The following is a 20,797-nucleotide window of genomic DNA, read 5'->3' as shown; positions in this document are numbered from 1 at the left end:
ACAGGGGTATCCGATACCAGAAAAGCAAAGACATGATACCAACACTAAAATCTAACTACCTGCGCGAACTATTGCTGACCCTACTGGTACTCGGCCTGACCTTTGCTGTGGTGTTGATCAGCCTGAACAATGCCACGCAACTCAAGCTGATCCAAAACCAGGGTAAACTGCGCGTGGGGTCGATCAACAGCCCGATGACCTGGTACCTGCTACGGGGGGACCCCGCCGGTTTCGAATACGAACTCAGTCAAGCCTTTGCCGAATATCTTGGTGTGGAACTAGACCTGACGGTTAATCGCGATTACAACGAACTGTTTGGCAGTCTACAGGGCCGTAGCGTGCATCTGCTGGCAGCCAATCTGCTGGCTACCGATGAGCGCCGCCTGCTATTCAAAGCTGGTCCGATCTACCGCGAAAGTAATTCAGTGCTAATCTACAGACAACGTCAGGGGCGGCCAGCCCCGCAAACAGCGGATGACTTGATTGACAGCCGAATCGGCGTATTACCAGGCACCAGCCATGAAGCCAGCCTGCGCAACTACATCTCAGGTCTCGACTCAATAGACATAGTCACACCCGCCGATGCCGACAGTATCGATCTACTGAGAGCCGTGCACGAAGGCGAACTGGACTATACCGTCACCGACACTTTCTTTTTTGGTACCCAGCGCTCTTTTTTTCCAGGCCTGCAGGAAGCTTTTGCGTTAGGCGAGCCCATCGCAGTGAGCTGGCTATTACCCCTGCAAAGAGACCAGTCCTTCATCAATGCACTAAATGATTTTTTTGCAGAACCCGACACTCAGGCACTGATAACCGAGCTGGAAGCCCGTTACTTTACCCAGGAAAACCCACTGAATTTTTTTGATACCGTGTCCTTCCGCAGTCACTTGACCGAACGATTTATACCGCTCAAGCCGTATTTTTCACAAGCTGTTGAAAATACCGGTTTTGGATTATCACTACTGGCCGCCATTGCTTATCAGGAATCACACTGGAATGCTGATGCCGTTTCACCAACAGGGGTCAGAGGTGTGATGATGCTGACTAATGCCGCCGCCAGCGAAGTCAATATTGAGGACCGCACCGATGCAGAACAAAGCATTTTGGGCGGAGCACAGTATTTATTGAATGTTAAACAGCGCATACCCGAACGCATTCCCGAGCCAGATCATACCTGGTTCGCTCTGGCGGCCTACAATATAGGTTATGGTCACCTGGAAGACGCTCGTCGACTAACCCAACAACTCGGTGATGACCCAGACCGCTGGGCCGATGTTCGCTCACACTTACCCAAACTGGCCCAAGAGCGTTATTACTCTCAGCTCCGGTATGGCTATGCCCGTGGCCATGAGCCCGTCCGTTATGTCGATAATATTCGTCGTTACATTGATGTGTTTGAGTGGGAGTACCAGTTATTGGCCCGCGAAAGCCTGGACCCACTTGGCGAACATGAGATAACTAACAACAATCCGGATGATTTCCGGGACATCAGCGAAAAAGTGTTAAGAAATTTTGCACCCAGCTTATGATGAACGTTTAGCCGCTCGTCGCGCCTTAAAAAAACCACTCAACTGCTCACTGCACTCAGCTGCCAACACGCCCGCTGTCACAGCCGGACGATGATTCACATGCGCCAGATCAAAGCTGTTGAGCTGGCTGACTACAGCCCCCGCTTTAGGCTCAGTCGCAGCGAAAATAAGCCGCTCTATGCGCGCATGGATCATCGCCCCAGCACACATCATGCAGGGCTCCAGCGTGACGTAGAGTTCAGCACCCGGCAAACGGTAATTACCCACCCGCAAGGCCGCTTCACGCAAGGCAATAATTTCAGCATGCGCACAGGGGTCATGCGCACCGATCGGCTGGTTGAAGCCCGCTCCGATCACCTCTCCATCCAGTACTACCAACGCACCCACTGGCACTTCACCTAGATCGGCGGCCTGTTGAGCCAACACAAATGCCTGCCTCATCCAGTCGATATCTACCTGATCAGTCACAACCTGTGCAGCTCCCACCTAATTATCAAACCGATAACATAATATCAGATTACACCCACACCGGCGACAGATCGGTATCAGCCCATTTTTTTCAGCTTCTATTTACTGATTCAGACTTCTCGCGCGGTATATAAGTTGCCACTGATAACTACAGTGCTTGAAAGTCATGTTCCGATAGTGAGAATTTTATGCGACAACTTCATCTTGGTTTATTGATCCTGAGTTTATTATTTTTCAGTCTGCAGTCCCATGCGAGCACTGCAGACTGGCAAGCATTTCAGTCACAGGCAACTCAAGCCTATCAGAACGGATACTATCTACAGGCCGAGCAAGCGATACAGCAAGCCATCCGCGTGGCCGAAAAGGCTGATAATGGCGACGCCTATCAAGCCAGCAGTTTAAATATGCTGGCCTATATTCACTCAGCGCAAGGGCAAACAGATCAGGCTCTGGAGGTGATCGCTGAAGCCGTGCAACTGAGCAGGCTGGCATCTGGAGACCATCAGGAACAGTTAGGTCAATTATTATTCAACCAGGGACAGTTATTGCAACAGGCCAATCGCTTCGAGCAAGCCAGACTGGCTTATCAGCAGTCCATTGAGCGTTACCTCGTCCTGATGAGTACCGGTGAAGGTAAGTTGTGGCAGGCCGTGTTGGCGCAGGCACAGATGCTAGCGCAAGAACATCAGTATGCCGAAGCAGAAAACCTGATCAACAATGCCTTGGCGGGCTTTGCGGAGACAGAGCACTATAATCCACAACCCACCTCCGCACCGGACAGGGCGGATTTACTATTATTGCTGGCGCAGATACACACCGCACAGCAGCAACCGCAACAAGCCATTGATGCCTTGGAACAGGCCAGACAAGCCTTACAGCAAAGCTCGCAACCAGATAATGAACGCCTACTGAATGCATTGGAGCACCTGGCGAATGTCTATGATGATGCAAACCAGGAAACCAAGTCTACTCCCCTACGCGAACAGGCCTTATTGTTACGCCAGCAACAAACTGAGCCGAGCCTGGCCAGCGTGATGCACCTTAATGAACTGGCACTGCGCCATCAACTAAATGAAAACTACCTACAAGCCGATAGCCTGTACCAACAGGCGCTTGACCTGCTGTCAGAGTTGAATGAAAACGAATCTATTGAGCAGGCGCTGATCTTGGGCAATCTGGCCAGTCTAAAACTTTTACAGAGAGATAACACTGCCGCGTTGGCCTTATTTGAGCAAAGCCTGTTGCTGCATGACCAGTTGAATCAGCGTCCGCTGGAAGCATCACAAATAGCCAGCTATACTGCCACTATCTATTACAATCAGCGGCAATATGAGCAAGCTGAACCACTGTTTCTGCAAGCCTTGGCTTTACTGGACAACACCCCATCGGTGGATGAGAACAGCCTGCTGGTTGCGCTCGATAATCTTGCTGCCCTCTACACATCTTGGGGAAAGCCCGGCAAGGCGAGGCCTTATACTAATCGGGCCAGAGCCCTGAAAACAAAATAAACGCGAATCTCAGTTTATTTTTACGGAAATCATGTTTTCATTCGGTATATAAAGTATACCCACTGAATTTTAATGGATAATAGCCTGATGACCTTAACGATAAACAATGAAACCCCAAAACCTCTGGTTGGCTTATGTTAATCATTGCGTTATGGCGTTTGTTGGCTCTATTTTTTGTCGGATTGGCTTTTATCGGTGCTATTCTTCCAGGCATACCCACGACCGTATTTCTGCTTTCAGCCGTATGGGCTTCCTCCAAAGGCTGGCCAAAATTACACGATTGGCTATTGGCACACCCTCGTTTCGGACCACTGATTAGCCAATGGCAAACTCATAGAGCCATCCCACGCCGCGCCAAGTGGATTGCCGGTCTCAGCATGCTAGTCAGTACGTTCTTGCTTCTTTCCAGTAGTGCACCCTTATGGGTTAAATGCACTGCACCGACCATCATGGCGGTGGTGATGATATGGTTAGCTAGCCGACCTGAAATGCCGACCACCTGTCCGATGAAAGTTAAAACGAAAGTAATTAATCCTGAATAATATCAGCCATACAGGCCTGAAGCGCTTTGGCTACATATTTTTCCACTGAAGAAACCGATACATTCAAACGTTTTGCAATTTCTTTATAACTGAGATTATCCAACTGCCTTAACAATAATGCCTCACGCACTTTATCAGGCAAGCGGTGCAGCAGCGCATCGATACTGACAAGTGCTTCCATCATCAGCACATGTTCTTCAGCCGATGGAGCAAATTGCTCCGATAGACCTGATGCAAGTGTTTCACTCTTACCGACAAAAACGATCTGCACTACAGTAAACTGCCACCCTGAACAGCCGGTGCTGTATGCCGCAGAAGCCCAGATAGGCTCCTGCTATGGTCACACACTCACTCTACAGAAGCCTGCTCATCACTTTGAATGACGCCGCAGCCTACCCGCTCACCAGCATCACCAGCGGGCTGGCTCTCCAAGTCATCTTCGTCACTGTGAATCACGACCGACTTTTCCAGTATCGAGGCAGGCCCGACAAAAGCAAGACCGGGAAAGCTTAGCTCAGTGGAAACCCGGCCATCTTCATCGGCTTCGATATTGCCCATATCCCCAATATGCTGCTCGGTCCCATCTGGTGAGCCATGCGGTGTATCGTTTGGATTGAAGTGTCCACCGGCAGACGAAGCATCATCCGCTGAGCAATCACCTACCTCGTGAATGTGAAAGCCGTGCAGACCAGGCTCCAGTCCCGTGAGCTCAACACTGACCCGCATTTCCTGATCATTCTCTCCAGCCGTAAACGTCACGGTACCTCCTGCATTACCGGCACTTGTTGGCTGGATCTGCGCTACGGCCGACTCTATCTGCATCGGATTCTCATTGGCCGCAGGCTCATCTGATGCCCCGGCGACGCCCTGGTCCTGCTCTGAGGTCTGGGTTGAATTGGTTGCACCGATATCAGGACTGGTATCGCCCGCTACATCCTCATCCGAAGCAACGGGTGCTGGTGGTTGTGCCATGTCATCTCTGTTCTGGTCGGGATCGCTCACTGCGCTCTCTGTCGCAGCGACAGGTGACGGAGTTTGTGCAATATCATTTCTGTCCTGGCCAGAATCGCAGCCCATGAGCGCTACTAGGATAGCGAGAGCAGCTGTGCCCTGCAGAAGATAGCCTTTTGTCTGAGTTCGGTCACTATTCATAAGGACCTCCAATTGTTTTATGTTGCAAAAATTACGTTTATATCGGGTCAATCTCTAGTGCCTTAAAAACAACAAGCGGGACAATACCCGGGCGACGTCACTCCCTTAAAGTGTCGCGAGGGTTTTTTCTATCCAGTCCTTATGACGACGCTCATCAGCAAGGCCCCCTCGTAACAGCGCCTGGATGTGCTCGGCATAGCCAGTGTCCACGGCTTTCTCATAGGTGGTGTTCGTAACGACCTCATTAGCCTTCATTGCCTTGCGAATAGCTTCATCACCAATGAGACCTGCAAGTACTACCTTGCCTTGGGTCAGAATCTGTTTGAAATCTCCTTCTGTGGGTGGGTTTCCTCCCTCCTGGCGAACGACATTGCTCAAATCCTCGACATGTCTTACATGATCACCAAGAAATTCAGTGAGTTGTAGCTTGTACGCTGCATTATCCAATCGTTCGATGGCACTGCGGTAGGCGGCGATGGCATCATATTCGAGTTCAATCAGGTCGCTTAGGTCAGAGATGTTCTGCTTTGTATCCATTACCGTTTCCATAAAAAATCCTCGCTAATGATTAGGTTTCGGGTCTCTGGTCAGGATCACTTTGTCGCGCCTGACTCGACAGATCACCGAATAATAAAGCTAGCTCCCTACACCTCATTAGACTGTGCGATAGCGAACCCATAGGATGGTATTTGTACGCTTGTTCGATAAAACGAGGGATTGGCTTGGATTGTTATCGCCTGCTTGTTGTAGTTACAGCAGGGATGGGTGGGTAGGAATGTGGAGGGTGTGCTGCTGGTTAATAAACCGACAGGTCAAGTTTTACCACCCCCGGAAGATTCTTTTAACCGATCAGCCAGTTCAAGAATCTCCTTGCCCATCACTACGCGTTCTTGCCAGTGTGTGGGAATGCCGTCCAGTCCGTACCAGGCACCGGCAAGCTGTCCGCAGACAGCAGCCGTGGTATCAGCATCATCGCCCAGGTTGGCCGCCGCCAGCACCGCATCACTGAAACTCTCGGTGTGATAGAAACACCAGAGAGCAGCTTCGAGGCAGTCGATGACGTAACCACTGCCTTTAATTTCGTCTCGGCTTTTATGCCGGTAATGCCCTTGTTGAATCGCCTGAACCCTGGCTGTTTCTGGCTGATACCCTGCGCAACTCAGCAGGGCTTCACGATCTTCGCTGGTGCCTGCGTAGGCCTGGTGCAGCAGGGCCGCAAAATAACGACAAGCATCGATACACTCTTTTGCACCGTGCGTGGTGCGGGAGCTTTCGCCAGCAAAGTGCAGGGCTTGTTCGGCATCGGGGCTGAAGTACATCACCACCGGTGCCAGGCGCATCAGCGAGCCATTGCCCGCCGAGAAAGGATCACGGGAACCTGCCAGCGGGTTGCCCGTGCGCCGATAACAACTGATGGCCTCAGAGACAGTGGCACCGATATCAAAACAGCGGCCATTACTGCTCATGTAACCATTGGAGCGCCAATCACAGTAACGGCGCATCTGATCTTCGGCATCAAACCCCTGGCAGTCCAGAAGTGAGTGAGCCAGGCACAGCGCCATGGAGGTATCATCCGTCCACTGGCCGGGTTTGAGCAAAAACGGCCCGCCACCCACCATATCGGTGATGGGATCAAAACTGCCGCGTTGACGAAACTCGAGCGTGGTGCCAAGCGCATCTCCAACCGCCAACCCCAGCAGAGAGCCGCGATAGCGTTGCTGTCGGTCAGGCATCGGTTTTTCTCCTGCTGATTGTTGTAAAACCCTTTATACTGTCCGGGAAGATAGATAATAGAGTGACACCCATCTTGACCTATCGCAATCACCATTTTTCCGCACCCTCAGCCCTCGAGCTGGCACAATCAACCAGTGGTGAGGCAACCCTGCCAGTATGGGCGCGACGCTCTATCAATCGTTGCAATCTGCCGCCAGTGATTCTCGGCAGTCTGGCTTTTCAACAACAACCGACCCCCTTGTTCATTGATGGCGTGCATGCCTTGCACCGGCAGCTTTTTACCACGCTGAATGCCTTGGCAGAACCCACCGTGCGTGCGCTGCACTTTCGCCAGTACATGTGTTGCGCTTTTTTGCTGGATCACCTGGATAGTGCAGGTGCGAATCCACAGCGCCAACGCCTGAAACGCCACAAGGCCGATTATCTGAGACTTTTGCGTGGCTGGATGTTTAATGCCGATGGTATGGAGGCGGCGGTACTGAAACACTGGGTCGAGTCACGCTTCGGGCTCTTGCCGCGTAACCATCGGGGATCACTCAAGGACATCAACAGCCCCTGTTATGCCGCCTATCTGGCCGATGTTTCACGAGGACTGTACAACGCCAATGCCCTGGAGGCACAACTGGATCTGCTTTACAGCTTCTGCCAGTACGAGCTGGGGCGGCGTTTTCCAGAGCAGCAACACTGGCGGCTTTATCGAGGAATTAATCGTATCGAAGCCCACGAACTACTGAACCAACATGAAGCCGGTCATTATCAGCTGGTACTGAACAATCTCAACTCGTTTAGCGGTGACCGAGACACCGCCAGTGCCTTCGGCGATGCCATTCTGGACACCCTGGTGCCCGGCCCAAAACTCCTCTACTTTCCTGGTCTGCTACCCGGTATTTTACAGGGGGAGCAGGAGCATCTGGTCATAGGCGGGGTGTATGAGGTTCAGCTGGGCTGGTGGTGAAAGAGATCACCAACAACTGCTGCAGCAAGGTGGAATGCATCAAAAAACAGCCTGGCAAAACTCAGACAGAGACAATGGTAGGAACGAGATCAGATGTGATGAGACACCTCATTCAATTTAATAGAGCCTCGTATTCGTCCTCAGTGGTTCATGCTGACACATATTCAAGGCCGATACGGCTGACGCTAACTCCTACTCGCTGAATATAGTTGAGTGCGTATTCATATCTTAACTTTGCGATGACCTCAGCCTCTTTGTGGTTGTTCTTAATTCTCAGGCGATCATATTCGAGCTGTATCTCCAACAAAGAAAGCTTCCCATCTTTGATCACCCCACCCTTTTGAGCAACAAATGCACACCAATCAACCTTCTGAATCGCAGGGCTTGTGGAGTCTTCTTTTGGAGGCTTAACGCCAAGCACTAATATTTTCCCCTTATATTCAATATAGCAATAAGATCCGCTGTTGATATGGTTTTCGGTTAAGTCGTTGAGTTTTGTGACTGGATGAAGTCTAATAGCTGTGAAGGGCCGCAGAGTTGGGTCATTCCCCTTTTTAAAAGCGATCGTTCTTTGCCCTGGCTGCAAATCACAGGCAGGTGTAGCGCAAACCCACCAGGCTTCATCAAGTTTAAAAATATGCCCGCTATCCAATTGTTCAGAACTCACATTTCCCGAAGTATCTTCTTTCAAGGGTAGGCAGCAAACATAGCGGTTATATTGGCTAATAGCTATTTGATTTTCATCAGCATCCTCCAAGTTAACTCTATAATGATCTTTAAAGTTAAACCCTTCCGCTGCGTCAGCTTCATAAATTTTCTGACCGAAATCGGCGACATTATCCTCTACTAAAAACGAAAGCATTTCAGATTGACGGGAAACATGATCTTTTAATTTGTATTTTCGATGAAGTGCAGTCTGCTCTGGAGGAAGACCATCCATGCACGGTTTCCGAATTGTCTCGTAGAACTTAGCAAATGCGTGCCGCCGTCTCAAAGACGTATCTTCAACCTCCACTCCCATTCTACTAATTTCATCTCTATACTTTGCCGAAAGCAGGCGAGACGGTGTTGGTCTCCAGTCAACAAGAGCATTTTCAAGCTCAGCCAAAAGATTTTCAGGGCCTTTTTTTACGAAACACACAAACCCGCGAGATGTACGAAGCCATTTACTTGTATCAGAAATGTGCCATGACAAGCCTCTAGGAGGAGTTTCTGTAAAATCATTCAGATACCGCGTTTCAAAGGCGCGTATAGCCCAGTAAAAAAACACTCTCTTTTGTTGTTTTTTTAACTCTAACTTGTCTGCCCATGTATATAAATTAGCAAAAGCCCCCTGGCCCTGCATAAACTCACCTAAAGCGCTCATCAAGACGCCATCAGGGTCTCGCGTTTGAATATAAGTCGCCATGTCAAGACATTCCTCAACATGCTTGCGATCAAAATCACCCGCATCTTCTTTTTCAGTAATAAATGTATCCAGTTCCTCAATCTTTTCAACAATTTCCTTATCATACTGAGAAGCACAGCTTTTCATTAGAGCGCGTAGACACTCCTGCATAGCTCTGTCGAGGTCTTCGCTCGTATGAACTACAACCAAATTAAAATGTTGATTATCCAAGACCGAAGATAGAATTTCTCGAGCAATGTCACCACCTGTTCCGGCTTCAGGGCCTTCCAGATTGTAGTCCAGAATCAACAAATCTGATTGATGCAGGTGGTCTGCCAGTTCATTGGGAGTTTCACTGCCAGTTATTTGCACTGTTGTACTTTTTGAAACCCCATCATGAATATCAATAATGAAACCTGGTTTTTGACTGCGAAACTTTTTGATCAACCGCAGGATCTCGTCAGCAGTCGCAGAATCATGCCATCTTTTCTTAGTAGAGCTGGTCTCAATTTCTTCAGAATGCTGTTCTCCCGTAATTTTTGCATTAAAAATTTCTTCCCATGTTGGATATTGATCATCAACAATCAACACAGAGCGAAGAGGTGCTATAAATGCCTCACGGACCAAATCTGCAAAAGTATTTGCCTCAGCCAAAGTCAGCTCCTTTGAAATCAATCACGAAATTAGCACCATCCAAGCACCTAAATTTACGTTCTGTGGAATATTCAATCGAATGACCACCTGCCATTAAATTCACTCTACAGAGGTACAACCCAATGCCTCTCCCTCCGCTAGACTTACGCGTAAAAAACATTTTAAAGAGGTTTTCTTGATCTACCGGATTAATACCTGGACCATTGTCAGATACAATGATCTTGCCATCTTCAACTGAGAGATAAACTTCTGGCTCAGGCGTATGAGAGTTCACCAACCAGTAGACACTATTGTTTACCAAGTTTACAAAGACCGGATACAAACGAGATGGCTGATCATAGATTGAAAACGCGCGAAATGCGTCGGAAGCGTGTATTTTAATGGATCGATTGCGAGAGACAGCATCGAAAAATCCTCTGAGATAGCTCTCAATTTCTTTTCCGGTGATTTCACGGCGTGAGCGGCTCCCCGAAACCTTCAGCGGGGAAAGGAACTCAAGCTGTTGACTAAGGGCCTCAAACCCTTCCACGACCAAGTTAGCTCCGGGAACATCTCCAGCCTGCCGAATTTGCCTAATACCTTCTCTGATCATCCGCTCATTGGTATTTAGCTCGTGACCTAAGATTTCGACAGTTATGCCAAGCTGCGCAACCTGATTAAGACGATTAAGATCGTCACGCAGTGTGATGTTTTCCGCTGTCCCTTGCCGTGCAATTAGCTCAATATTGATGTTCTCGCTCATTATTTCCAGAGCGCCTAGGTAGGCTTGGAAAGTATCCTCGTTTTCCGAATCAAGCTTGGCATGAATGGCTTTCATTTGCTCCAAAGCTTTCTCAAGACCGAGCCGCCCCAAACGAACCTGATCGACTAATGGCATCGCTTCATAATGAAACGCTTTATTGCGCTCATCGAACAGTGCGGCAACCCTTTCTCTCTCAGAACCTTGCAAGGCATCAATGGACTTACGCCAAGCCTTCAAACGAGCTTGTAACCGACTGGCATGGCTATTGAGCTGCTTCTGAGCAAAGTCTTCAGGCTTTGAAGGGCTGATTTTTTCAATAGCTATTGCTCGTTTTTCTTCCAGGGCGCGGATGCGCTCCTGCACATTGGCATACATGGATCGGAATACGCGATAATCATCCTCAACTGAACCGAGTTTTGCTGGTGCACCGACAATCCGCAAATCAGCTAAGCGGTTGCTCAACTCACCAATTAACTCTTGAATGTCATTCAGACCCTGCTCGTCGTCTATATTCGTGTCATAGACAATATTTTCTGTGCCATCGAACATGCTAACCATAAGCGGCATATTCTTTTTTAGCCGTGCACGAAAGCTCTTAGCGTTCTTTTTAGCAAGCTCTTTGCGTTGACTTTCGGCTTTATCTTTTTCATTCTGTGCTTGGATATCGGGGAGAAGTTTATTCCGCAGGTCTGAGTTACTTCCAAAATATTCGTAGGCTGCACGTTTGAGAATATTCATGACAATCGCGCGTAGTACTTTGGCTGCACGATTGTCTATAAAGCCCTCGCGTCCTGCTTTGTCACGCAAGTTTGGGTTCATCTCCCTAGATATTGCCACACGGCCAAACATACGCCTGGCATTCCAATATTCACGTCCGGCATTGATACTTCGATTTGTTTCGATATTGAAAAAATCATTATCTACACGGCCATAGGGTAAAACGCGCAATCCATTACGAAAAAGCAAGAACCCCCCATGCTGAATAGCAAGATCATTGAACCTCTTAAAATCAATATCTGACAAAGTTGAATTTTGCCTATCACGCTCATAAGTTGACACATGGATGCTAAAAGGCCCAACAAACGTGGTAGGCCCTTTCGGAATCGTGAGATCTTTTGGCGGATATATTTCATAATCCGAACCTTGTCGCCTCCACTCACCAAAAGCCTTAACCTGCCCTCGGAACACGCCATCTGCATCTATATTCCCAGAAAGAACATGCTCCATTTCTTCTGTAGTTTCGCGGTTTATGACTTCCCGCTCATCCTCCACAATAGCCGAAGCAACTGCGCTAGACCACACCTTCACTTCGTAAGCAAACTCAGGGTCGAATGCATTAAACTCGCTAGCATCTGTTCCAACATAGGGATCGGTAAATGCTGAAAGAGTACCAAAAAAAGCCTCTCGAATGCTCTTAACGTTAGAATCCGGTTCAATTGAGGGTAGTTGAGCCCGGAGATCATAGTTGATGTCAGAAACAAGTAGAGCGGTGCCATGCCCTCGCTTCCCGCTCCAAACCAACCAAGGATCGAAGTAGCGTTCTTCGAATCGTGCATTAATGATTGTGTTAGCTATAAACTCAGATGGTTTTGTTGCTTCCGGATCACCTTCTAGCGTCACTCTATCATATGTTTCCCATGCAAGTTTTAGCCGGTTTCCACGTTTTTCATCTGAAGGGTTACCCCAAATATTGTCCATCAAACGATCAAACAATTGAGGCAGCAGCTTAAAGAGTTCAGACTTAACAGTGAACTGGGTTACAGGGACTTCAATATCTGACAAAACCAGATAGGGGTTTTCGAAGATACGCCAATCAATCAGTGCTGCGACAAAATTCTGATTTTTTCTTTTACTTACAATCAGCAGAAGGGGTCCAAGATTTGCTGATGACAGTCGACCGATTCCTTTTTGGCCTTGCTTAGTCCGCCTTGGTAAACTGTCGCGATCATCCTCATCTGAGATACTTTTATCATATTTTGAGTCTGTACCTACAACGAGCCACCGTGTGATGAACTCATCATAGCTCATACCATGCCCATCATCGAAAACAGCAGCTACTGGCTCTGTATCATCGAAAATGTGAAGACTTACATTTCGTGCATATGCATCGTAGGCATTTTTCCAAAGTTCCGAAATTGCTGTAGGACAGTCAGCAATTTGTTCACGCCCCAAATGATCAATCGTGCGAGCTTGGGTCCGAAAAGCGAGTGTCTCAATCATACTGTTTCAACTTCACGTTCTTCAGCTCTTGTAGTCACGGCAACCTGCTCCTGTTCAAATTTTTCATCAATCAAACTGGTTTTAATATATTGAATCAAGTATTTACCAAGTTCAACCGGAACAGCATTGCCGATTTGTCTACCAGCGGCAGTAAGCCCCCCTATAAAAGTGAAATTATCTGGAAAAGTCTGAATTCTTGCCGCTTGACGCAATGTAATACCATGATGCTCTGTTGGATGCACGAAGCGGCCTTTGGATGGATTAATGCATGCAGTGGTCATCGTTGGCGCAGGCTCGGCCGGGTTGATACGACCATATACATCTTTGTGCCCATCATGTTTTTTGTGGCACGGCAGGATTCGGCCTGAATCCTTCCTGCTTCCGCCATTTGGTGGCGTGTTACGAAATGCATCTACTAATTCAGCGCCATGGTTCATATGGATATCATTTTCGTCGCCCACTACTGCGGGCTTAAAAACATTTGCACACGAGATCCATTTTTTTTGCCCTGCCTGCGCCTTTCCCGGTGCCACGTGAGTTGCTGCTGGTGGCCACATAAAACCCTGTATGTCCCTGTGATCCCTAACCCCTAAGACAAAAACCCGCTTCCTGCGTTGTGGCACACCAAAATCTCGAGCATCTAATACTACTGGCTTAAAAAGCTGGTACCCAGCTTTAACCCCTTCCTCATAAAACTTTTCAAGAAATTTTTTGTGCCTAGGCCAGAGTATACCGGGAACATTCTCCATCAGAAAAACGCGTGGACGAAGTGCTTTTACAAAACGGAAATATGCAAGAACTAACTGATTTCGAGGATCATTGACACCCGCATCCAATATTCGATGCGTAGAGAAGCCCTGGCAAGGAGGTCCACCTAAAAGTAGATCGCACTCCATGCCCCCAAGGATTTCAGCATGCACTGCCTCTGGCACATACTCCAAAATACTTTTATCTAGGACCTGTGCATTTTTCGCAGCATCATACTGAAGCAAATTTGTCTTATACGTTTTGACTGCATAAGGGTCATTTTCGATAGCGAGGGCGATTGAACAGCCTGCTTGGACAGCAGCAAGGGAAAAACCACCAGCTCCCGCAAATAAATCGACAACAACAGGCCTGACTTTACATTTTTTTTTGTCCATTCGAGTTTTGAGCGCCCAACTATGTTTAGCTTGTCGATAAGTCCATTTGGTAAACATTTCTAACACAACAACAGGGGCATAATACAAATAGCTACACCCACGTGACCGTTCTGCATTATAAACTGTGCTATGTCACCCTTATTTTGTGCGCATCAAAAGTCTAACAGGTGATCCAGCTACAATAAAGTCTGATATCAATAAAGCCAGCCTGCTCCAGCTTTTTGTTCCAAAGCAGGCAAACATCTAGCCTGATTGCTACAGGGTTCTATATGAATAACAGAAAGCCAATAATTTTGCGGTCTTATATCTGATTTACTTCTAGTCAGTGCTCCCCTAACTACTACCTAGCGTGTGATCACTCCCACTCAATAGTAGCCGGTGGCTTGCTGGACACATCATAGGTCACGCGCGAAACCTGCGCGATTTCATTGATAATCCGTCCAGACACGGTTTCCAGGAAGTCATACGGCAGGTGTGCCCAACGGGCGGTCATGAAGTCGATGGTTTCCACGGCACGCAGGGCGATGACGTATTCATAACGGCGTCCGTCACCGACGACACCGACTGATTTGACTGGCAGGAAGACGGCAAAGGCCTGGCTGGTTTTATGATACCAGTCGGCTTTGTGCAGCTCTTCAATGAAAATAGCATCGGCTTCACGCAGGATATCGGCGTATTCTTTTTTCACTTCACCGAGGATACGCACACCCAGGCCAGGGCCGGGGAAAGGATGGCGGTAAACCATATCGTACGGCAGACCCAGTTCCAGGCCTATCTTGCGTACTTCATCTTTGAACAACTCACGCAGTGGTTCAACCAATTCCAGATTCATATCGTCTGGCAGGCCGCCGACGTTATGGTGCGATTTGATCACGTGTGCCTTGCCGGTTTTGGAGGCGGCGGATTCAATCACATCCGGATAGATGGTGCCCTGTGCTAAAAAGCGGCACTCGGTCAGTGTCTGCGCTTCTTCATCAAACACTTCAATAAAGGTGTTACCGATAATTTTACGCTTGGCTTCAGGGTCGGCCTGACCGGCCAAACGTCCGAGGAAACGCTCTTCGGCATCCACACGAATTACATTCACCCCCATATTGCGGGCAAACATCTCCATCACCTGATTGCCTTCTTGCTTACGCAGCAAACCGTTATCGACAAACACACAGGTGAGTCGGTCACCGATTGCCTGATGCAACAGCGCCGCTACGACCGATGAATCGACACCACCGGATAAGCCCAGCAATACCTTGTTATCGCCAACCTGATCACGCACCTTGCTGATCAGATCGTCAATAATATTCTGTGCTGTCCACAGCGCTTCCGCACCGGAGATCTCACGCACAAAACGCTCCAGGATACGCATACCTTGCTTGGTGTGTGTCACTTCTGGATGGAACTGCACGGCATAGAAATCACGCTGCGGATCACACATAGCGGCAATCGGAGCGGATTCCGTAGACGCGATGACATGGAAACCCTCTGGGATCTCAGTCACCTTATCGCCATGACTCATCCACACATCCAGCGATAGCGCACCGTTATTGCCAATATGATCTTCAATACCTTCGAGAAGACGGCTGGGGCTATCGGCCAGTTTGACGCGGGCATAACCAAACTCGCGCTTTTCAGAACAACTGACCTTACCGCCTAACTGTTCAGCCATCGTCTGCATGCCGTAGCAAATACCCAGCAGCGGAATTCCCATTTCAAACACTTCAGCGGGTGCACGTGGTGAATCCAGCTCAGTTACTGACTCAGGGCCACCTGCCAGAATAATACCTTTGGGAGCAAAGTCACGAATCGCTTCTGGTGTCATATCCCAAGGGTGGATTTCACTGTAAACACCGATTTCCCTGACACGGCGCGCAATCAGCTGCGTATACTGGGAACCGAAATCCAGAATCAGAATTCGTTGCGCGTGAATATCTTTACTCATCTTTGCTCACTCCGGCAAATGGTCTGATGGGACAGTGCAAAAATCAGACCTCTGTAAAACGAAAAATGGGGCGGCAATCGCCCCACTGATCAATACGTTTAACTAGGCTTAACTGACGCGGTAATTCGGTGCTTCTTTGGTAATACTGACATCATGCACATGGCTTTCAGTAATACCGGCACTGGTTATGCGCACAAAAGAGGGCTTGGTACGCATCTCTTCTACTGTCGCACAACCGGTATAGCCCATGGAGGCACGCAAGCCACCCATCAACTGATGCACCACATTATGCATCGGTCCTTTACAGGGCACACGACCTTCAATACCTTCCGGCACCAGCTTTTCAACACCGGCTTTAGCATCCTGAAAATAACGATCTGAAGAACCGGTCAGGCCAGACATAGCGCCCAAAGAGCCCATGCCACGGTAAGACTTGAATGCCCGACCCTGGAATAACTCCACTTCGCCGGGTGCTTCATCGGTACCCGCCAGCATGGAGCCAACCATAACAGCTGCCGCACCGGCGGCAATCGCCTTGGCCAAATCACCGGAGAAACGTATACCACCATCGGCAATCAGGGGAACGCCATAGTCTTTCAACGCTTCAGCTACATTAGCTACGGCACTGATCTGCGGCACGCCGATACCGGCAACGATACGGGTGGTACAGATAGAGCCGGGGCCTATGCCCACTTTAACGCCGTCTGCACCGGCCTTGGCCAGGGCCACAGCCGCATCAGCCGTAGCAATGTTGCCGCCAATCACCTGCACCTGTGGGAAATTCTGTTTGATCCAGGCCACGCGATCGATCACACCTTTGGAGTGCCCATGTGCAGTATCCACAACAATCACATCAACGCCGGCATTAACCAGCGCTTCAACTCGTGCAGGTGTTTCTGGGCCTGTTCCTACAGCTGCGCCAACAATCAACCGAGCCTTACTGTCTTTCGCCGCATTCGGGAAAGCCTGGGCTTTATTCATATCCTTAACTGTCATCATGCCGGTCATGTGGAAGTTATCATCCACCAGCAGGATTTTTTCAATGCGATGTTCGCGCAATAATTCACGAATAGCCTTAGGGTCATCACCTTCTTTCGCTGTCACCAGATGCTCTTTGGTGGTCATGATACTGGAAACACGCGCATCCATATCACTTTCAAAGCGCACGTCACGGCTGGTGACTATACCCACCAACTCATCGCCTTCAAGTACCGGGAAACCAGAAAAACCGTGGCGCTGAGCCAGGTTACGCACTTCACCTACGGTAGTATCAGGTGTACAGGTAACCGGTTCAGAAACCACACCGGATTCATATTTCTTAACCCGACGCACTTCTTCAGCCTGTTGTTCCGGCGTCAGGTTTTTGTGAATAATACCTATGCCACCTTCCTGAGCCATGGCAATCGCCAGACGCGCTTCCGTGACAGTATCCATTGCGGCTGAAACCAGGGGTACATTCAGCACGATTTCTTTCGTCAGGCGGGTTTTAAGTGAAACGTCTTTTGGCAGTACTTCAGAGTACCCCGGAATCAGTAGTACATCATCAAAAGTGAGCGCTTCTTCAACGATTCGCAACATGATCAGCCAGCCTGTTTATCTTGGAAAATTAAGCACGTCATTTTACACCAAAGCCAGCCTTGTCTCAATCTGAACACTCATATCAACCGCGCTTAATCCAGAGTTTTACTCCATACCCCGGAGACACTACTATAGCGACATGAATAGTCAATCCAACACCGCCTTATCCGTCAGTCAGTTAAACCGCGAAGCGCGTCGTTTACTGGAGCACAGCTTTTCCATCATTCGTGTGGAGGGTGAATTAAGCAATTTTGCCCGACCAGCCTCCGGGCACTGGTACTTTACCCTCAAGGATAGCCAGGCTCAGGTGCGCTGCGCCATGTTCAAAAATCGTTCGCAATTGATCGGTTTTCGTCCTAAGGAAGGCGATCAGGTGATTGTCACCGCCAAGGTCAGTTTGTATGAAGGACGCGGTGATTTTCAGCTGATTTGTGAACAGATGATGCCTGGAGGTGAGGGTCAGTTACAAAAAGCCTTTGAAGCACTCAAGTTAGAACTCAGTGCCCGCGGTCTGTTTGCCGAGGAACGCAAAAAACCACTACCGGCTCACCCGAGGTGTATCGGCGTGATCACCTCGGCGTCTGGCGCCGCTATTCATGATATTTTGCATGTGCTGAATCGACGCTTCCCTGGCTTGCCGGTTAACCTCTATCCGGCCGCAGTGCAGGGAGTCGAAGCTGCTGATCAACTGGTTAGCGCATTGGCGCTGGCTAACCGGCATGGCGAGTGCGATGTATTGATTATCGGGCGTGGCGGCGGTTCACTGGAAGACCTCTGGCCCTTCAATGAAGTGCGTGTTGCCGAAGCCATTGTGGCATCGAACATCCCGGTCGTATCGGCTGTGGGCCATGAAACCGATACCACTATCAGTGATCTGGTGGCTGACTACCGTGCCCCCACGCCATCAGCCGCAGCGGAAATCCTCAGTCCGGACCAGACGCTGTTGCGCCAGCGCCTGCAACAAACCGCCGCTACACTGCAATGGCATTTGAGCCGAGCCCTGCAGCAATCGAAGCTGCAACTGCAGAACTACCGCAAGCGCCTTAGACATCCAGGTGAACGATTACAGGACCAGTACCAGCGATTGGACCGACTGGAGATGCAGCTAAGCAAACAACTCAGCAGTCGTCTGCAGCAAGAAGAGCAGCGTTTGAATGGCTATTCACGACGTTTGCTACGCCGTAATCCGGCTCAACAATTGCCGGAATGGCAACAGCAGCTGCAGCAGTTGCAGCAACACCTGGTGTTACGCATGCACCGCTCTCTGGTAGCTCAACAGACCCAGCTTAAACAAGCAGCCTTACGGCTAAATGCGGTCAGTCCACTGGCTACATTGGAGCGTGGTTTCAGTCTGCTATTGGACCAGGATGAACAAATCATTCGTCACTGCAATCAGGTAAAACCTGAGGATCTGATCACAGCACGCTTGCAGGACGGTGATATTATCTGTCGGGTTATCGAACACAAACCCTCTGAGAGTCACTCACTATGAAACTGCATTTTCAGCGCAGCGGACAGGGCAACCCCCTGGTTATCCTGCATGGATTATTTGGCACTCTGGAAAACTGGGGTGCCCAGGTCAAGGTACTCACCGAGCATTTTGACGTGATAGCCGTTGACCTGCGTAACCATGGTCGCTCTCCACACAGTGCCGATATGAGCTACCCGTTAATGGCGGCCGATGTGATTGAACTGCTGGATGATCTCGGACTTGATCGGGTGGATATGATCGGCCATTCCATGGGTGGCAAGGTAGCGATGCAACTGGCGATGCACCAGCCTGAGCGACTCAATAAATTGATGGTGGTCGATATTGCGCCGGTCAGCTATGCACATGACCATGATGAGGTATTCAGCGGGCTGTTCAGTGTCGAACTTGAGCAATTGCACTCACGCGGCGATGCGGATACGCAGCTGAAACAACATATCGACAACCCGGCAATACGCGCTTTTCTGCTGAAAAATCTTTACCGTAATCAGGATAAGGCTTTCACCTGGCGGATGAACTTAAATGCCTTAAAAAATAACTACGATGCTATCGCTGCGGCCCCTGAAGGATCGCCATTCAGGGGACAGGTTCGGTTTATCAAAGGTGGACAGTCACACTACCTGCAGCCGGAATATAGCCAGCAAGTTAAGCAGTTGTTTCCAGAGGCAGATGTGAAGGTGATTGCGGATGCAGGACACTGGCCACATGCGGAAAAGCCAGCAATATTTTCTCGTTTGGTGATGGAGTTTTTTCTGGCAGATTAAATCTGCTGATCCAGAAGGTTTCCTGGCGCATTGAGCTTTTGCAAGGCACCGGTCTCGAGCAGACGCTTATTCAGCTCACGCAGTTTATCCTGTATTTCAGCGAGATCGCGAGCAAACTCGCGCAAGGACTCAGCGGCACGTTCTCTACGTTCACGCTGCTCTTCCACAACGTCTTCACGGCGAACCTGCTGGGCTTCGAATTCGTCGATCAACTCAGCCCGGCGATTAGCGGCGTTATCATCTTCAGCCGCCCTTTCCCTTTCAGCCGCTTCATCGGCAGCCGTTGCAACGACAGACTCTTGCTGTGTAAAAATCGTGGCAGTCGCATCGTCAGCATCAGCTAACTCGCGCAACGCTTGCTCCTCGGTCTCTGGCAACCCATCCAAGGACTCTTCCTCATTTTGGATCGCATTCGACTGTTCGCGCAGCAGCTCGGCACGCGCCTCCGCTGCCATAGCCCGGGCAGCGGAAGCAACGCGCTGATCCTGTGCGGACGGCTCAGCCGGTGCCATAGCTGCGCGTTCTATTGCCTGTGCTTTTTGCAAGGTTGCTTCAGGATCACCGGGTACAGATGAGGTATCAATACTGACTTCACCCCCTACGGCATACATCACACCATCAGGGCCGCGTTCAAAAGTATAAGTCGCCCCACCGGTATATTGACCACCTGCCGTCTGGTGCGCCATTTCATGCTGTCGCACTTCACGATCACGCGCGGCCAACTCACTTACAACCGCCTGCTCTGCTTCCTGTTGCTGACGATTTTCAGTGGATGAGGTAGATGTGCCTGCCGCTACACGGCGACCGGAATCTGACTGTGCCGTAGATTCGGCTACGGCAACCGATGCGGTAGCAGTTGAAGTTTCAGCCAGCACAATCCGTTCACGCGATACGGCGCTGTAAGTATTTAGCCCCGGCGTGATATGTGAATTGGAAAAGCCATTGACTTGCATGCAATAGCCCTCACGTTATAGCAAAAATAACCCCTGACTGGAGC

Annotated in this window: 17 protein-coding genes; 6 read left to right on the top strand and 11 right to left on the bottom strand. The window is 49.5% G+C overall.

Annotation, left to right across the window (positions count from 1 at the left end; translation table 11 throughout):
• Positions 1 to 32 precede the first annotated feature (32 nt).
• Positions 33 to 1,529, top strand: a complete 1,497-nt coding sequence (gene mltF / locus ACN0R1_RS02620) for a membrane-bound lytic murein transglycosylase MltF (RefSeq protein ID WP_417579639.1) — start codon at positions 33 to 35, stop codon at positions 1,527 to 1,529.
• On the opposite strand, the gene tadA is transcribed toward mltF, so the two are convergent.
• Positions 1,524 to 1,970 (bottom strand): tRNA adenosine(34) deaminase TadA, encoded by a 447-nt coding sequence (gene tadA / locus ACN0R1_RS02615; RefSeq protein WP_417579960.1) that lies wholly within the window; start codon positions 1,968 to 1,970, stop codon positions 1,524 to 1,526. The two genes, mltF and tadA, sit on opposite strands and share 6 nt — an antisense overlap.
• A gap of 215 nt (positions 1,971 to 2,185) precedes the next feature.
• Here tadA and ACN0R1_RS02610 point away from each other — a divergent pair, with 215 nt between their 5' ends.
• Together ACN0R1_RS02610 and ACN0R1_RS02605 are read left to right on the top strand one after the other, a co-directional pair.
• Positions 2,186 to 3,505, top strand: a complete 1,320-nt coding sequence (locus ACN0R1_RS02610) for a tetratricopeptide repeat protein (RefSeq protein ID WP_417579637.1) — start codon at positions 2,186 to 2,188, stop codon at positions 3,503 to 3,505.
• A 134-nt stretch (positions 3,506 to 3,639) separates the two neighbouring features.
• A complete protein-coding gene (locus ACN0R1_RS02605; protein ID WP_417579635.1) occupies positions 3,640 to 4,047 on the top strand; it encodes a YbaN family protein in 408 nt (135 codons plus the stop codon).
• Here the strand turns inward: ACN0R1_RS02605 and ACN0R1_RS02600 are convergent.
• From ACN0R1_RS02600 to ACN0R1_RS02585, 4 genes are all read right to left on the bottom strand, one after another.
• Positions 4,034 to 4,318: a sigma-70 family RNA polymerase sigma factor gene (locus ACN0R1_RS02600; protein WP_417579633.1), complete on the bottom strand. Its 285-nt coding sequence runs from the start codon at positions 4,316 to 4,318 to the stop codon at positions 4,034 to 4,036. The two genes, ACN0R1_RS02605 and ACN0R1_RS02600, sit on opposite strands and share 14 nt — an antisense overlap.
• 77 nt (positions 4,319 to 4,395) lie before the next feature.
• The gene (locus ACN0R1_RS02595; RefSeq protein WP_417579631.1) at positions 4,396 to 5,199 is read right to left on the bottom strand and encodes a superoxide dismutase family protein; all 804 of its coding nucleotides are present in this window, start codon (positions 5,197 to 5,199) and stop codon (positions 4,396 to 4,398) included.
• Positions 5,200 to 5,304: 105 nt separating this feature from the next.
• Complete coding sequence (locus tag ACN0R1_RS02590) at positions 5,305 to 5,748, bottom strand: DUF2383 domain-containing protein (RefSeq protein WP_417579629.1); 444 nt, start codon at positions 5,746 to 5,748, stop codon at positions 5,305 to 5,307.
• A 263-nt stretch (positions 5,749 to 6,011) separates the two neighbouring features.
• Positions 6,012 to 6,932: an ADP-ribosylglycohydrolase family protein gene (locus tag ACN0R1_RS02585; RefSeq protein WP_417579627.1), complete on the bottom strand. Its 921-nt coding sequence runs from the start codon at positions 6,930 to 6,932 to the stop codon at positions 6,012 to 6,014.
• A gap of 62 nt (positions 6,933 to 6,994) precedes the next feature.
• Here ACN0R1_RS02585 and ACN0R1_RS02580 point away from each other — a divergent pair, with 62 nt between their 5' ends.
• Positions 6,995 to 7,888 carry an NAD(+)--dinitrogen-reductase ADP-D-ribosyltransferase gene (locus ACN0R1_RS02580; RefSeq protein WP_417579625.1) on the top strand — a complete coding sequence of 298 codons (894 nt, stop codon included), beginning with the start codon at positions 6,995 to 6,997 and terminating at the stop codon, positions 7,886 to 7,888.
• 148 nt (positions 7,889 to 8,036) lie between these two features.
• Here the strand turns inward: ACN0R1_RS02580 and ACN0R1_RS02575 are convergent, their stop codons facing one another.
• From ACN0R1_RS02575 to guaB, 5 genes are all read right to left on the bottom strand, one after another.
• Complete coding sequence (locus tag ACN0R1_RS02575) at positions 8,037 to 9,929, bottom strand: response regulator receiver domain (protein ID WP_417579623.1); 1,893 nt, start codon at positions 9,927 to 9,929, stop codon at positions 8,037 to 8,039.
• Positions 9,922 to 12,891: an ATP-binding protein gene (locus tag ACN0R1_RS02570; RefSeq protein ID WP_417579621.1), complete on the bottom strand. Its 2,970-nt coding sequence runs from the start codon at positions 12,889 to 12,891 to the stop codon at positions 9,922 to 9,924. Before ACN0R1_RS02570 ends, ACN0R1_RS02575 begins: the two co-directional genes overlap by 8 nt.
• Complete coding sequence (locus ACN0R1_RS02565) at positions 12,888 to 14,090, bottom strand: DNA cytosine methyltransferase (protein ID WP_417579619.1); 1,203 nt, start codon at positions 14,088 to 14,090, stop codon at positions 12,888 to 12,890. The genes ACN0R1_RS02570 and ACN0R1_RS02565 overlap by 4 nt, the downstream gene beginning before the upstream one ends.
• A 298-nt stretch (positions 14,091 to 14,388) precedes the next feature.
• Entirely contained in the window at positions 14,389 to 15,969 is a 1,581-nt protein-coding gene (gene guaA / locus ACN0R1_RS02560) for a glutamine-hydrolyzing GMP synthase (protein WP_417579617.1), read from the bottom strand.
• A gap of 108 nt (positions 15,970 to 16,077) precedes the next feature.
• Positions 16,078 to 17,547: an IMP dehydrogenase gene (gene guaB / locus ACN0R1_RS02555; RefSeq protein ID WP_417579615.1), complete on the bottom strand. Its 1,470-nt coding sequence runs from the start codon at positions 17,545 to 17,547 to the stop codon at positions 16,078 to 16,080.
• 139 nt (positions 17,548 to 17,686) lie between these two features.
• Here guaB and xseA point away from each other — a divergent pair, with 139 nt between their 5' ends.
• Together xseA and ACN0R1_RS02545 are read left to right on the top strand one after the other, a co-directional pair.
• Entirely contained in the window at positions 17,687 to 19,039 is a 1,353-nt protein-coding gene (xseA, locus tag ACN0R1_RS02550) for an exodeoxyribonuclease VII large subunit (RefSeq protein WP_417579613.1), read from the top strand.
• Positions 19,036 to 19,800 carry an alpha/beta fold hydrolase gene (locus ACN0R1_RS02545; protein WP_417579611.1) on the top strand — a complete coding sequence of 255 codons (765 nt, stop codon included), beginning with the start codon at positions 19,036 to 19,038 and terminating at the stop codon, positions 19,798 to 19,800. Before xseA ends, ACN0R1_RS02545 begins: the two co-directional genes overlap by 4 nt.
• Here ACN0R1_RS02545 and ACN0R1_RS02540 read toward each other — a convergent pair.
• Positions 19,797 to 20,753: a putative metalloprotease CJM1_0395 family protein gene (locus ACN0R1_RS02540; protein ID WP_417579609.1), complete on the bottom strand. Its 957-nt coding sequence runs from the start codon at positions 20,751 to 20,753 to the stop codon at positions 19,797 to 19,799. The two genes, ACN0R1_RS02545 and ACN0R1_RS02540, sit on opposite strands and share 4 nt — an antisense overlap.
• Between the last annotated feature and the right edge of the window lie 44 nt (positions 20,754 to 20,797).

Origin of the sequence: Nitrincola sp. (assembly GCF_048264025.1) — a bacterium.
Lineage (GTDB): Bacteria > Pseudomonadota > Gammaproteobacteria > Pseudomonadales > Balneatricaceae > Nitrincola.
This window is presented reverse-complemented; position numbering and strand designations above follow the sequence as displayed.

Excerpts from the sequence above, each read along its gene's own strand:
- ACN0R1_RS02610 (WP_417579637.1), top strand. The coding sequence starts at position 2,186 with ATGCGACAACTTCATCTTGGTTTATTGATCCTGAGTTTATTATTTTTC.
- ACN0R1_RS02595 (WP_417579631.1), bottom strand. The coding sequence starts at position 5,199 with ATGAATAGTGACCGAACTCAGACAAAAGGCTATCTTCTGCAGGGCACA.
- ACN0R1_RS02585 (WP_417579627.1), bottom strand. The coding sequence starts at position 6,932 with ATGCCTGACCGACAGCAACGCTATCGCGGCTCTCTGCTGGGGTTGGCG.
- ACN0R1_RS02565 (WP_417579619.1), bottom strand. The coding sequence starts at position 14,090 with ATGTTTACCAAATGGACTTATCGACAAGCTAAACATAGTTGGGCGCTC.
- ACN0R1_RS02545 (WP_417579611.1), top strand. The coding sequence starts at position 19,036 with ATGAAACTGCATTTTCAGCGCAGCGGACAGGGCAACCCCCTGGTTATC.
- ACN0R1_RS02570 (WP_417579621.1), bottom strand. The coding sequence starts at position 12,891 with ATGATTGAGACACTCGCTTTTCGGACCCAAGCTCGCACGATTGATCAT.
- ACN0R1_RS02540 (WP_417579609.1), bottom strand. The coding sequence starts at position 20,753 with ATGCAAGTCAATGGCTTTTCCAATTCACATATCACGCCGGGGCTAAAT.
- tadA (WP_417579960.1), bottom strand. The coding sequence starts at position 1,970 with ATGAGGCAGGCATTTGTGTTGGCTCAACAGGCCGCCGATCTAGGTGAA.
- ACN0R1_RS02605 (WP_417579635.1), top strand. The coding sequence starts at position 3,640 with ATGTTAATCATTGCGTTATGGCGTTTGTTGGCTCTATTTTTTGTCGGA.
- guaA (WP_417579617.1), bottom strand. The coding sequence starts at position 15,969 with ATGAGTAAAGATATTCACGCGCAACGAATTCTGATTCTGGATTTCGGT.
- ACN0R1_RS02590 (WP_417579629.1), bottom strand. The coding sequence starts at position 5,748 with ATGGAAACGGTAATGGATACAAAGCAGAACATCTCTGACCTAAGCGAC.
- mltF (WP_417579639.1), top strand. The coding sequence starts at position 33 with ATGATACCAACACTAAAATCTAACTACCTGCGCGAACTATTGCTGACC.
- xseA (WP_417579613.1), top strand. The coding sequence starts at position 17,687 with ATGAATAGTCAATCCAACACCGCCTTATCCGTCAGTCAGTTAAACCGC.
- guaB (WP_417579615.1), bottom strand. The coding sequence starts at position 17,547 with ATGTTGCGAATCGTTGAAGAAGCGCTCACTTTTGATGATGTACTACTG.